Origin of the sequence: Bradyrhizobium sp. NAS80.1, assembly GCF_001908205.1 — a bacterium.
Classification (GTDB): Bacteria; Pseudomonadota; Alphaproteobacteria; order Rhizobiales; family Xanthobacteraceae; genus Bradyrhizobium.
In genome coordinates this window covers 1-12,941 of the sequence record NZ_LGHL01000161.1, presented here as the reverse complement: position 1 = coordinate 12,941, position 12,941 = coordinate 1, and the positions used below count along the sequence as shown (strand labels likewise).

Here is a 12,941-nt window from a genome sequence, read left to right as displayed (position 1 = left end):
GTTTCCGGAGAAGGCGGCTCCGCGTGCTGGATATAGAAACCGGTGACGATGCCGACATGCGCGTTGGGCGTGTTCATGACGGCCTCCGCGGCGCGAGCAAGATTGCCTTTTGCCCACTCGGTCATCTGGCCGATATCGCGTTTGACTCTGCGCCCGATGATCGCCTCGATCTGGGCTACCGACTCGTTCACTGGATCCACCTCGACTTGACTTCTCGAAGGTGCCGGGGTTCTGCCGGGTTTTTCCGGTCGCTCTACGTTGTTCTACAATGGCATCGGTCCTTCAGCTCCGTTCGCGCACTGAGCACAAGCACCCGAATTTCCGAATGTGCCTACCCCAAAGATCATCCAAGGATCGTTCGTCAGCTTCGTGTTGGCTTCCGAGGATGGAGCAGCTCTTCGACAGACTGTTTCGGGTCCTTGATCCGAGAGCGGCCCTTGCGATCGTTCTTCTGTGCATCGAGCTTCTGCAGGAAACGGAACCGCGGCGATCGGGTCGCGCGCCCCGATCGGCCGTGCTTGGTCATGCCGAAACCCTTTTGGCCGCCATGCATCATTTGACTACCAACGAAAGCTGTGCGGCTCACACCGCGATTTACGTAATTGGTCCGGCCCACGAGCAGGTCGGCCTTGTCAAGCTCACTGGCGGGCGTCTAGAGCCGCGTACTATCCCGACTAGGACATTAGCTCTGTCAGATTAGGACACCTGTGCTGGCTCAAACGTTTATACAGCCATGGGCGATCCGGATGGGGTCGCCCGGTAGAGCGGATGCCAAACTTCATCGGTGCCCAACAACAACGCCGCCTGTTTGAAATACCGACAGGCGGCGCTGCTCCAGCCCCGGGAGGGGGGACGCAAAATCCCGGTAGGGGTTAGTCTGAATGATTGATGCGAAGATTCAATGGCCCTCGCGGCTGAGCCCGCCTTTTACGCTTGTTAAGTCGCGGCAATCTACTGAGGTGTATTCTGCGCTCGGAAGTTCGTCAGGAAATTGGTGGGGGAGACTCCCGAATGCCAATGAACGAGCACCGACGTCTCGCCAAGGAAGCCGGGGCGATCGTTGAGGAAACGAAGCGTAGGACTGAAGAATTGAGAGAGTGCGTGGCCGACTCGCGCCTTCTCATTGATGAGAGCAAGCAGATTCTGGCGCGATCGCACCGGGTACCGAATCCCCGCGTTCGCCGAGCGTTCGATTGGACCGGATTCCTTGATCCATCCCACGGGTCAGAAGCTCGGGAAATTAGGACACCTCAGGATTCAACTTAGGACAGTTGGATCAAATACGGACAGTGCCTTACTCGGACCGGTCCTTCCACCGGCTGGATCGCACCAGCTTGCCTCGCGCACAAAGTTGGTCAGTGCAATTTCTGTCCGGGTACGGGGACGATCTTCATGGACGGCGATCGAGAGGCACGGCCTGAACGCGGACTGGAAGCTTCGTTGTCCTGCTCCGCAAGATCCAAGATCGAAACTCGTGGGCATTTGGAGATTGATCACGTCGATCACGCTCCTTGCCGCCTCGCTTCCGCTGCCTCCATCTTCGCCTTGTAGCCCCGTACGTCCAACCCTCCCAGTCCCAGCCCATGCCGGTCTCAGACAAACAGGTCGGGTTGTCGGTGAGGCTGTCGTCCTCTCCATAGGCGGAAAGTGACGAAAGACCCACTTCAGACCAAAGCCACCTCACGATATGGTTCGTTAGAAACCGCCGAACGGGTAGGCGCGAGTGCTCCTTGCGACAGCGGTCTCGGAGGTTTGCGTGGCAAAGAGAGCCTACAAATCTTTTCGTTACAAGGCCAACTCCGCCTGGAGTTCCGCGCGGCGGGGTCTGCTTTCGGCGTCAGGAAAAACAGACATCGTCGTTGGCAGCCCGCCGGAGTTCAAAGGCGAGCCGGACATCTGGGCACCCGAAGAGCTACTCGTGGGCTCGGTCAATACATGCATAATGCTGACTTTCCTCACGCTCGCCGAAGCGAAAGGCCTGACTCCAGTGGAATATGAAAGCGAAGCCGAAGGCCTGCTCGAAATCATCGAAGGCAAGTACCGCATCACGGAAGTCACGGTTCGACCTCGCGTAAGCCTCAAAGGCAAAGCTGAGCTCGAGCGTGCACGCGAAATCATGGAAAGCGTCGAAGCACAGTGCTTCATCTCGAATTCCATCAAATCGAAAGTCACGCTCACTGCGGAGTTTGTCGTTGCTCCCTCGCAGAAGTGAAAACGAATAGCGTCGGCTGCATAGTTCGGATTTGACCCGACTCGAGTCACGCCCTAGTGCTGTCCTTCAACCGGCGCAGCGGACCAAAGCTTCGGCCTGCGTTTGGCCTTTGCGCGGCAGCGCGAGCTGGTTCCAGACGTCCACGAGCGCGGCGGCCAACTGATCGACCAGGATATCGTCGTGGTACGGCGTGGGCGTTATGCGCAGCCGCTCGGTCCCCCGCGATACGGTCGGATAGTTGATGGGCTGGATGTAAATGCTGTGGTCGGTGAGCAAGAGATCGGTCGCGGCCTTGCATTTCTCGGCATCGCCGACCATCACCGGTACGATATGGGTGTCGCTCAGCATTACCGGCAGCGAAGCTGCGGTGAGGACCGACTTTACTCTCGCGGCCCGCTCCTGCTGACGCTCACGCTCCCAGTCCGATGTCTTGAGATGCCGGATTGCCGCAGTCGCCGCCGCGCAGATGGCTGGCGGCAGCGCGGTCGTGAAGATGAAGCCGGGTGCATAGGAACGGATCGCGTCCACAAGATTGGCAGATCCAGCGATATAGCCGCCGAGGCATCCGAAGGCCTTGGCAAGCGTTCCCTCGATGACGTCGATACGATGCATGGCGCCGTCGCGCGCCGCGACACCGGCGCCGCGCGGGCCGTACATGCCGACCGCGTGGACCTCGTCCAGATACGTCATGGCACCATAGCGGACGGCAAGGTCGCAGATCCGGCAGATCGGCGCGACGTCGCCACCCATCGAGTACAAGCTCTCGAACACGATCAGCTTGGGACGACCCGGATCGGCCCCTGCCAGCAGCTCCTCGAGATGACCAACGTCATTGTGTCGCCAGATCTTCTTCTCGAGGCCCGATTGGCGAACACCCTCGATCATCGAATTGTGGTTCATCGCATCCGACAGGATGAGGCAATTCGGGATCAACCGGGCGATGGTCGAGATGCCCGTTTGGTTCGAAACGTAGCCGGATGTGAAGACGAGCGCAGCCTCCTTGCCATGCAAGTCCGCGAGTTCGCGCTCGAGCTCGACCAGCGGGTGATTTGTCCCGGAAATGTTGCGGGTGCCGCCGGCACCGGTGCCCATCCTGGTCGCCGTCTCGACCATGGCGGCGATCACCTTCGGGTGCTGACCCATCCCGAGATAATCGTTCGAGCACCAGATCACCACGTCCCGCGTCCCGCGTCCCCTAGGCGAGTGCCAGATCGCCCACGGAAACCGCCCGGCGATGCGCTCGAGATCGGCGAACACCCGGTAGCGACGTTCATCCCGGAGCCGACTGATCGCATCCGCGAAGAATTTGTCATAGATCATGGGGTTGGCCTCCTGCGCGCGCACGCGGCGCCAAATCATTTTTGGAAATGACCGCTGCCGCTACCCGGCATCATCTCACGTCAATGCGGCCTCTCTTCCGGTTTCATGAGGCGGAGCAAATCGTCGGCGATACGATCGGCGGGCGTGTCGGCGTCGAACGCCTGCACAAACTTGCCTTGCGGGTCCATGACGTAAAGGTAGGTGCTGTGGTCCATGGTGTAGTCGTTGGCGCCGTCACCGCTCTTGTGGGCCACATAGTACACTCCGTATTCCTGCGCCACAGCGGCGATCTGCGCGGGAGTGCCCGTGAGCCCGACAATTCTTGGATCGAACGACTGCGTGTATTGCGCCATCACGTCAGGTGTATCGCGTTTGGGATCAACGGTGATGAAGATCGGCTGGACCTTGGCGGCGTCGGGGCCGAGCCTCGCAAGCGCAGCAGCGATCTCTAGCAGCGTCGTTGGGCAAGTATTGGGGCAGAAGGTATATCCGAAATACACCAGCAGCCATTTTCCTCGGTATGTCTGATCGGTGACCGTCGCGCCGTCGGGCGCTGTCAGACTGAAAGGTCCCCCTATCGTGACGGATGAGGTGGCCGCGCGCGAGGCCGGTGGGCTGATGGCGAGCAGTATCGCGAGAACTGCACCACAGAGACTTCGCCCGAGAGCCGAAAGATGAAGGAGTTCACGGCGGCGATCCATTGAACCTCCGCAATCTCTGGTCGCAACTTTCAGGCCGCGAAGCCGCTCCTCGACGCCTGCTCTGCGCCAGTCAAACTATTGACTTCAGGTAGGTTTAGGTATGCTATAAATACTGAGTGTGTTTCCCCTGGCAAGACGATTGGGTCTTGGCCTCGCGAAGGGGGAGGCGCCGTGATGAAAGCCATAAATTCAGTTGTTGTGGCCAGCGCAATCGTCAGCGCGATTAGCGGAGTGCCGGCGCGCGCGTACGAAGAGGGCCCCGTCCCTCAGGGCGGAACGATCCAGGGCAAGGTCATCTTCAATGGCGAGGTCCAGACGCGGAAGATCATTCCGAACAAGGATCTCGATGTCTGTGACGGACCTCGCGAAGAGCCCCTGATCGACGTTGGGCCCGACAAGGGCGTTGAGAACGCGGTCGTGTATCTGGCCCAGGTGGCCAAGGGAAAGGCGTGGCCCGCGCAGGCGGGGCAGGCCAAGACGCCCGAGCTCGTCAATCACAACTGTCGTTTCGAGCCCAAGGTTCAGGTGATCCGCGCGGGACCACTCGTGGTCGTGAATAGCGACCCGATGCTGCACAACACCCACGGCTATTACGGGAAGCGTACAGCCTTCAATATGGCGCTACCGAACCAGGGACAGCGAATTCCCACAGAGCTGACGCGGGCCGGAACCGTGCGCATCGACTGTGACGCACACGGCTGGATGGAAGGGTGGATCTACGTGGTGGATAACCCCTACTACGCAATCGCCGGCGCCGACGGCAAGTTCAGCATCACGGACGTACCGCCTGGCAACTATACCCTGGTGGCGATCCAGTCCCTCACTGGCCCCGTGCAGCAGTCCGTCACCGTGGCGGCCGGCAAGCCGACTGAACTAACAATAGAATTGATGAAGCAATAGACTTTTTCACACGCCGGTAATCACCGGCGGCACTTGTGCAACGCGAGACAAGACCGCGAGGTGCAGCAACAGATCTCAGACACAGAGGGGAACGATCTACCGGGAGGTACCCATGTCCGAGCTTGACCGTGAACGGCGTGAGTTGGCGACGGTTCTCCAGCGGCCCGGGGTACGTCCCGATCCCTTGCTGCGGATTACCCGACGCACTTTCGTCCACAGATCGTGTTTGACCGGTGCGGCTACAGTCGCTCAGACTTTCGCATGGTGGCCGCTGCTTAATACCATCGATGTCGCTTACGCTGCCGAGGAGCCCTTCAAGTTTGCGTGGGTTTCCGACACCCACCTCTATCCGAAATCCGTCAACACACGCTTCGTCGAGAAGGTGCAGCGTGCCGCGCGGGAGGTCCAGGCCATGAACCCGCCGGCCGATTTCATGATCTTCGGCGGCGACCTGGCTCAGCTCGGCCGAGCCAACGAGCTCGAACTCGGAGTTGAGCTCTTGAACGAAGTGAAGATTCGGAAAGTCTTCATCCCGGGCGAGCACGACTGGTACTACGACATGGGCGCGAAGTGGAAGCAGCTCTTCGACAAGCCTAACTGGACCTTCGACCACAAGGGGGTGCGTTTTATCGGGCTCGACACGGTCACCCGCGGACCGGACTACTGGACGGTGCGGAAGATGAGCCCCGAAGAGCGCATGGACCACATGGCAACCCTCGACGGCAGCGTCGCCGGCCCGTGGGCCGGCGTCGGCCGCGACCAGCTCGACTGGGTGCAGAAGACGCTTGCCGACTGGGATAAAGCCAGGCCGGTCGTCATCTTCAGCCACAATCCGCTCTATGAGTACTATCCGCCCTGGAACTTCTGGGTGCGCGACTGGCGCGAAGTTAATGAGGTGCTGAAGCCTTATACCAACGTCACCAATATCCATGGTCACGTCCATCAGGTGCTCTACAACGAGATCGGAACCATGCGGTCGATCGGAATGCTGGCGACCTCCTGGCCCTGGCCCTATGCCCCCGAGGGCGTGCCCAAGCTTACCAAGCCGATGATCCGCGCCGACCCCGGCGATTTCTACGACGGCGTAGGCTGGGAAACCTTGAGCATGAACAAAGATCGGATCGAGACCCAGTACGTTATGTGGGGCCGTAAGGAGGTCTTCGTTCAGTCGCCGCCGGACTCCTCGCTGAGTCAGCCTGAGATCCTGCGGCCGCGGATCGCCGACCAGATCTGGCCGTATTAACGGAGGATTGGTCATGAAAACCAGCGCACGATTCACTGTCGTCCTCACTCGCCCTTGCCTCGTCGGAGCACTGGGAGTGATTGCGCTCGTTGTCGGCCCAGCGAGCGCGAACAAGGACCCGGTAACACCTCAACAGTTGAAAGCCTACGAGGACGCCTTCATGGAGCAGGTGAGAATAGGCGACCTCCTGTTCCACGGCGATGCCGCGTTGGCGAAAAAGATGAACGTCGTGCTCACCACCACCGGAATGGCCTGCGCGATGTGCCATCCTTTTGCCTCCGACACCCATCCGCAGGCGTTCCCGAAGTATCAGGTGAGCATGAACAAATTCGCGACACTTCGCGACATGATCAACTGGTGTATCGAGAAACCCAACCAGGGCGAAAAGATCGATTCCGATTCCGACGCGATGAAGGCGCTCGAGGCGTACATCTATTGGTCGAACACCGGCTCGGTGCTGGTCCCGGGTAAGTACTAGTCTTGGGACACCCAAAGTGGGTCCATCGACAAGCGAAACCGGACGGGGGAGTGACCCAGAAGCGAGACGATTCACCGCTGAGCGACAGATGTCGCAGTGATGCCTGAGGAGCCGCACGACGTGAGGCCGCGATGACGGTGAGGGGCGCGCCATGACAGAAACATTGCAATTGCGTGGCAGGTTCACCGGTGTCGACCTCGATCAGCTCGTCGACTGGCGTGTCGTTCGAACCTGGCTTTACCTTGGGATGTTCTGGCTCATGGTCACGCCGTCGATCGGCGTGGCACTGTCCGGTCTTTTCAACTATCCCGACTATCTTGGCACCACGTTGGGGCTGACCTTTGGCCGGCTCCGTCCGGTCCATGTCAACGGCGTCATTTTCGGCGCGTTTTCCACGCTGTTCATCGGCGAGTGCTACTATCTGGTGCCGCGGCTGTGTGGCGTTCGCGTGCCCTGGAGTCAGTGGGCCGTCCCGCTCGCCTGGGTGTGGAGCATCGCTCTTCTTGCCGGTTTGATATCGCTGCCATTCGGGACGAACCACGGCCTCGAAGCCGGCGAGCTCCCGCTCTTCGCTGAAATTCCCATGTTCATTGTCGTCGCGGCCGCTACGGCGCAATTCCTCATGACCGTCGCGCAGCGCCTCGAACCGCAGCTCTACGTTGCGCTTTGGTATCTGATCGCCGCCTTCATATGGACGACGATGAATCTGGTCTTGGGAAGCTTCATCCTGCCCTACACGATTTCCGGAATAAACAGTGCGGCGTTCCATGGCCTCTACATCCATTACATCGTCGGCCTCTGGATCACGCCCGCGGGCTATGTGCTGATATACTATTTCCTTCCGGTCAGCGTGCGTAATCCGCTCTACGCTCACAAGCTGTCGCTGGTCGGTTTCTGGTCTCTCGCCCTATTCTATCCGTTTGTCGGCATCCATCATTATCTTTACAGCCCGATTGCCGACTGGGCCGAGACGCTCGCAATCGTCACATCCATGCTTCTGATCATCCCGGTGTGGACCGTGCTGGTAAATTTTTTCGGCACGGTGCACGGACGGTGGGACGGCTTCGGGAAGAATCTCCCGGCAAAGTTCCTGATCATGGGCTCGCTCATGTATCTGGCCGGCTGCTTCCAAGGCTCGGTCGAGGCCTTACGGTCGATTCAGCAGCCAACGCATTTCTCGGACTTCGTCATCTCCCATTCGCACCTCACCGTGTTCGGGACGTTTGTTGTGTGGGCGATGGGCGGCCTGGTCTATGTCTGGCCGCGGGTGTGTGGTCGTGAGCTTTGGTCCTTTGCGCTCGGCAATTGGGCATTCTGGCTGATCACTGTGGGCATCTCCACTATGGGCCTCGTCCTCACCGCCGCAGGTCTGCAGCAGGGCTTTGAGTGGATGAACGGAACGGAGTGGGTCGATACAGTTGTGCGGATGAGGCCGTATTGGCTGGTGCGCACGCTCTCCGGCATCAGCATGGACACCGGAATGTCCCTGTTGGTCATCAACCTGATGATGACAGCGTTGACCAGGCCCACCGAGGCGAGGGAAGTGGCTCCAGCGCCCGGTGTGGCTCCCGTTCCTGCGGGAGGGTCGGCGCAATGAACGCGCGGTTTGTCGCCCTTGTTGCCGGCGTCGGCTTCTTCTTTCTCGCGGTCCTGACTCAGGGGATACTGCCGTTCGTCGAACCGTCAGCGCGTACCACTACGGTGACCGCGGTCGTGCGCACCGAACTGGGTCAGCTCAAATGGATGGTGACCGAGGCCACCGACTACACCCCTATGGAGCAGCTTGGCCGTCGCGTGTATCTGCGCGAAGGCTGCTGGTATTGCCATTCCCAGTACGTTCGTCCGGTAACGGGCGAGACGCGCCGCTGGGGTCCGGTGAGCGAGGCGGGTGAATACGCCTTCGATGTTCCGCACCTGTTTGGTACGCGACGCATCGGACCGGATCTGACTCGGGTCGGGCTCAAATACGGAGACGAGTGGCATCTCGCCCATTTTTGGGATCCGCGCAGCCTCACGGGAGATTCGATCATGGCTCCTTATCGGGAGCTTTTTGATACACCCGCGGCGGCAGTGAAGATTGTCGATGACGGGGCCGGTAATCGCACGCTCGAGAAAACATCGGAAACTGCAAAGCTGTTCGACTTCGCAAGCAAGGAGCAGATCAAGCTCACGCCCAACACCGAGGGGCTGTTGTTCGTTCCGATGAAAGCGCGCGGCAAGTTTCCGATCGTCTGGACGCCAAACAAGGAATACACGGGGGACACGGTCAAGATTGCTATTGAGACGGACGAGCTTGAGGGTCTCATTGCCTATGTCCAGAAGCTCGGCATGAATCGCGGCAAGTGGCGCGATATGTTCGAGCCGCAGCAGCTGGCGGTCACGGAGGCCACCCTTCCGCGCTCAAGCGGATGGATCGCGTACGGCAAGGAAGTCTACGAGCGGCGATGTATCGGGTGCCACGGTGTCAAGGGCGACGGGAATGGACCAGCTGCGACCTTCCTGTTCAAGCAGCGACCGCGAAACTTCAATGCGGCGGCCTTCAAGTTTCGTCTGACCCAGAAACCGATCCCCACCGACGGCGACTTGCTACGAACTATCACCCGCGGCGTGCGCGGCACGGCGATGCCGGCGTGGTATGAGTTGCCACTCACGGATCGGCTCGCAGTCATCCAGTACATCAAATACGAGCTTGCGGTCGACCGCTCCGACCCCGCAGCACCCTATGCTTTCTTCACCGAGGAGCCGCCGGGCGCCCCACTGTACATTGGAAGGCCGCCTGCGCCGTCCGAGCAGCTGCTCGCTCATGGCAAGGAGGTGTGGCAAAGCGCCAAGTGCTGGGAGTGCCACGGCAATACCGGCAAGGGAGATGGCCAGAAAGCTCCGGGGCTGAAAGATGATCTCAACTTCCCGGCGCCGCCCGCGGATCTCACCAGCGGCCAGTTCAAATCGGGGCCCGCCGTGGAGGATATCTTCAGGACCATGAGTACCGGCTTCAGCGGAACGCCCATGCCTTCCTACCGCGACTCGCTGTCGGAGGACGACCGCTGGGCTCTTGCCTACTATGTTGTTTCGCTGTCCGCCTTCAAGGACCCGCTCACCCTTCAGCCGCTGTCTATTTCGTCCGCGGATCGCGCCGCGCTCAACGATCCGAAGTTGGAGGCTGCCACACCGGAAGATGCCTACGTTCCCAGTGGGCGCCGCATGCAGCGCGCGGAGGTGTCTGGCGCCGCAACCGCAGGCCAGAAGGCGCTTCTGGCCCATCCAAGAAAGAATGAACCATGACGGATTTCGAGGTCATAGGACCTTATATGGTCGCGTTGCTGATGAGCATCGGTGCGCTGTGCATCTTCATTTGGGGTGTCCTCTCGGGCGCCTTCAGTGGAGCGGACGACGCGGCTCTCAGGTTCTATCGCAAGGAGATGGAAAATGACCGAACCGACGAACCGGTCGAACCAGCCGGCGAGTGACAGTTCAACCCACGAGATGGAGGAATATGCCGGCGGCTACATCCAGGCGCGAGTCGGCCACATCCCGATTTGGCTGCTGGTCGTCTATGCCGTGCTGTTCATCTGGGGGCTCTATTACCTGGTGAACTACTGGGGCGGGGTTGGCCCGGGAAGGCCGGGATGAGCGGGAGGGGCGCGATGACGAGGAACCTGCCGGCGTGGCTGATTGCCAGCACCATCCTCGCGATTGCGGCCGTGAATCTGATTTTCTTGCTTTCCGAGCTGACCATGAATGTTGTCCGGGTCTATTTCGGCTGAAGGGAAAAGACCATGCTGGCCGATCCAATCTTCTCGTGGGCCGAAGCAAGTCCGGAACAGATCGTCGCGTTCATCGGGTTTGCGGTATTCACGATCGGTTTCTTTGCCTGGGTCGCTTATCTCGTTCGTATGAAATAGCTGCCGCACGGCAGCGCACCCGGCGCAATGCGACTAGGCGATTTGTGGGACATCTGCCGTGGCCTACTACCTCATGCTCTTCGCCGCAGGCTTCGCCGGCAGCTTCCACTGTGTCGGGATGTGCGGCGGTTTTGCTTGCGCGCTGGGCCATGACCCGCGCGGGGAGGAGGCAACCGCGCTGCGCCATGGTCTCTACAATTTAGGACGATTGACCACCTACAGCTTCCTCGGCGCACTCGCGGGCGCTCTTGGTCAGGTGATCTGCACGCCCCAGGGAACGGCCGTATCGATGTTGAGTGGCAGCCTCGACGCCGCCCAGCGAGGCCTGGCAATTGTTGCCGGAATGCTCATGATCGCCATCGCGCTGCAGTTTTTCGGCCTGCTGCCGCGCTTGCATCGCGTCGCGATCAGCTTCGGCAGCAGCACGCTCGCTTCGTCGCTGCGCAGCCTGCTGACCGCGCATGGCCACGCGGCACCGCTGGCATTCGGCGTGTTCAACGGCTTTCTGCCGTGTCCTCTGGTCTATGCTTTCCTTGCTCAGGCGACGAGCACCGCTGGGGCGCTTCCCGGCTTTCTCACCATGGTGTCGTTTGGGCTGGGGACCTTCCCAGCCATGCTGGTGATGGGCGCCGTTGGCCAGGTTCTTGCGCCAGCATGGCGGCAACGTGGTGTGTGGCTGGCCGGCAGTTGCATTCTGCTTCTCGGCTTTTTCACCCTTGGACGCGGCATTCTGCCCTTCGCTGCTCACATGGCACATGGCTGGCCGGGAGGATATCCCGCATGAGCGAACGCGGTGGCATTCTGTGCAGCCATTGTCTGCTTCCCGTCGGCGTACGAGCGATGCAGCGCACAGTGAACGGCGAGAGCCATGCGTTCTGCTGCTATGGCTGCTGCATCGCGTTTCAGGTGAAGAACGGCAAGAGCGAGGAATGGGAAGCCGCTTGGCTCCTGATCCGACTGGGCGTGGGCGGCTTTCTCTCCATGAACATCATGCTGTTCAGCCTGCTGTTATACGCGGGGGAGTTCACAGGTGTCGATGAGAGGCTGCTTCCCTGGATTCACCTCCTTCTCTGGGTGTTCGCGACGCCGGCCCTGATTATTCTCGGCGGACCATTCTTTGTCGAGACTTGGCGTGACGCGCTGGATGGACGCGTGACGTCCTCTGCGCTCATCGGCCTCGGCGTCGGTGCCGCCTATCTCTATTCGGCATTTGCCGTCCTCGAGCGCGGCCCGCACGTCTACTTTGACACCGCCACCATGGTTCTGATGCTATTCACCGTAGGCCGCTATCTCGAGGCGGCAGGCCGCGCCCGGGCCGCCCGCAACCTCGAACCGCTGTTGGCTGCGGAGAGCGAATGCGCGACTTTGGTTGAAGGCGGCCTCGAGGCGCGCCGTCCGGTGCGGGAGGCAGGCGTCGGCGCGCTGGTGCGGGTGCGACCGGGCGAGCGCATTCCCCTCGATGGTACGGTGGTGGAAGGCGAATCCCACGCTGACGAAGCTGTGATAACAGGCGAAGGTCGGTTGGTGCCGAAGGGCGTCGGCTCCGCTGTGATTGCGGGCAGCATCAATATGGACGGTCCGCTCTTGATGCGGAGCACCCGGGCTGCGACGGACACCCGATGGGCCCAGATTTGCCGATCGGTGCGAGACGCGCTCACCCGCCGCAGTCCGACCCAACGCCTTGCCGACCGCATCGTCGGCATCTTCGTCCCTCTCGTTTTGTCCCTCGGCGGGCTGACGGCGCTTTATTGGATGCAATGGCTACCGTTCGACCGGGCATTGCTCATCGGTCTTTCCGTGCTCGTGATCGCCTGCCCGTGTGCTGTAGGCCTCGCCGCCCCGCTTGCGACCTCGCTCGGCATCGGGCGGCTGGCCCGGCGAGGCTGCCTGATCCGCGAGCCCAGCGCGCTCGAAGAACTTGCGCGGACGCGCCTGGTTGCTTTCGACAAAACGGGCACGCTCACGTCGGGCAGAGCACATGTTGTGAGGATAGAGACCGACGGAACGGCGGCCAACGAGGTACTTGCACGAGCTGCTGGGCTGGAGCGCCATTCCGAACATGGCTTCGGCCGTGCCATCACGGAGGCGGCGGCAGCGCGTGGCCTCGACCCGGTGGTCATCGGCGACGTCCGGATTCTGCCCGGCCGCGGCATCCGAGGGAATGCAGACGGACAAGTCGTGGTGG

At 60.8% G+C, this 12,941-nt stretch carries 14 protein-coding genes; 11 read left to right on the top strand and 3 right to left on the bottom strand.

Annotation, left to right across the window (positions count from 1 at the left end; translation table 11 throughout):
- Nucleotides 1-191: hypothetical protein (locus AC629_RS32120; RefSeq protein ID WP_210419138.1), on the bottom strand; the 191-nt coding region annotated here is incomplete at its 3' end.
- Nucleotides 192-1,756: 1,565 nt separating this feature from the next.
- On the opposite strand from AC629_RS32120, the gene AC629_RS32110 reads away from it, so the two are divergent.
- A complete protein-coding gene (locus AC629_RS32110; protein ID WP_168195626.1) occupies nucleotides 1,757-2,212 on the top strand; it encodes an OsmC family protein in 456 nt (151 codons plus the stop codon).
- Nucleotides 2,213-2,278: 66 nt separating this feature from the next.
- Here the strand turns inward: AC629_RS32110 and hemA are convergent, their stop codons facing one another.
- Both hemA and AC629_RS32100 read right to left on the bottom strand, forming a co-directional pair.
- Nucleotides 2,279-3,532 (bottom strand): 5-aminolevulinate synthase, encoded by a 1,254-nt coding sequence (gene hemA / locus AC629_RS32105; protein ID WP_084808832.1) that lies wholly within the window; start codon nucleotides 3,530-3,532, stop codon nucleotides 2,279-2,281.
- Between the two features lie 80 nt (nucleotides 3,533-3,612).
- Complete coding sequence (locus AC629_RS32100) at nucleotides 3,613-4,233, bottom strand: SCO family protein (protein WP_084808829.1); 621 nt, start codon at nucleotides 4,231-4,233, stop codon at nucleotides 3,613-3,615.
- Nucleotides 4,234-4,407: 174 nt separating this feature from the next.
- Here AC629_RS32100 and AC629_RS32095 point away from each other — a divergent pair, with 174 nt between their 5' ends.
- From AC629_RS32095 to AC629_RS32055, 10 genes are all read left to right on the top strand, one after another.
- A complete protein-coding gene (locus AC629_RS32095) occupies nucleotides 4,408-5,133 on the top strand; it encodes a carboxypeptidase regulatory-like domain-containing protein (protein ID WP_084808828.1) in 726 nt (241 codons plus the stop codon).
- A 112-nt stretch (nucleotides 5,134-5,245) separates the two neighbouring features.
- Nucleotides 5,246-6,376: a metallophosphoesterase family protein gene (locus tag AC629_RS32090; RefSeq protein WP_084808827.1), complete on the top strand. Its 1,131-nt coding sequence runs from the start codon at nucleotides 5,246-5,248 to the stop codon at nucleotides 6,374-6,376.
- Nucleotides 6,377-6,452: 76 nt separating this feature from the next.
- Nucleotides 6,453-6,854, top strand: a complete 402-nt coding sequence (locus AC629_RS32085) for a c-type cytochrome (protein WP_245332056.1) — start codon at nucleotides 6,453-6,455, stop codon at nucleotides 6,852-6,854.
- A 163-nt stretch (nucleotides 6,855-7,017) separates the two neighbouring features.
- Nucleotides 7,018-8,451 (top strand): cbb3-type cytochrome c oxidase subunit I, encoded by a 1,434-nt coding sequence (locus AC629_RS32080; RefSeq protein WP_084808825.1) that lies wholly within the window; start codon nucleotides 7,018-7,020, stop codon nucleotides 8,449-8,451.
- Complete coding sequence (locus AC629_RS32075; RefSeq protein WP_084808824.1) at nucleotides 8,448-10,136, top strand: cbb3-type cytochrome c oxidase subunit II; 1,689 nt, start codon at nucleotides 8,448-8,450, stop codon at nucleotides 10,134-10,136. Before AC629_RS32080 ends, AC629_RS32075 begins: the two co-directional genes overlap by 4 nt.
- Nucleotides 10,133-10,321 carry a hypothetical protein gene (locus AC629_RS32070; protein WP_084808823.1) on the top strand — a complete coding sequence of 63 codons (189 nt, stop codon included), beginning with the start codon at nucleotides 10,133-10,135 and terminating at the stop codon, nucleotides 10,319-10,321. Before AC629_RS32075 ends, AC629_RS32070 begins: the two co-directional genes overlap by 4 nt.
- Complete coding sequence (locus tag AC629_RS32065; protein WP_084808822.1) at nucleotides 10,281-10,484, top strand: hypothetical protein; 204 nt, start codon at nucleotides 10,281-10,283, stop codon at nucleotides 10,482-10,484. Before AC629_RS32070 ends, AC629_RS32065 begins: the two co-directional genes overlap by 41 nt.
- Before the next feature lie 146 nt (nucleotides 10,485-10,630).
- Complete coding sequence (locus AC629_RS49970) at nucleotides 10,631-10,756, top strand: hypothetical protein (RefSeq protein ID WP_283848212.1); 126 nt, start codon at nucleotides 10,631-10,633, stop codon at nucleotides 10,754-10,756.
- Nucleotides 10,757-10,814: 58 nt separating this feature from the next.
- Nucleotides 10,815-11,540: a sulfite exporter TauE/SafE family protein gene (locus AC629_RS32060; protein ID WP_084808821.1), complete on the top strand. Its 726-nt coding sequence runs from the start codon at nucleotides 10,815-10,817 to the stop codon at nucleotides 11,538-11,540.
- 68 nt (nucleotides 11,541-11,608) lie between these two features.
- Nucleotides 11,609-12,941, top strand: a 1,333-nt coding sequence (locus tag AC629_RS32055; RefSeq protein ID WP_245332054.1) for a heavy metal translocating P-type ATPase, incomplete at its 3' end; no start/stop codon positions are given.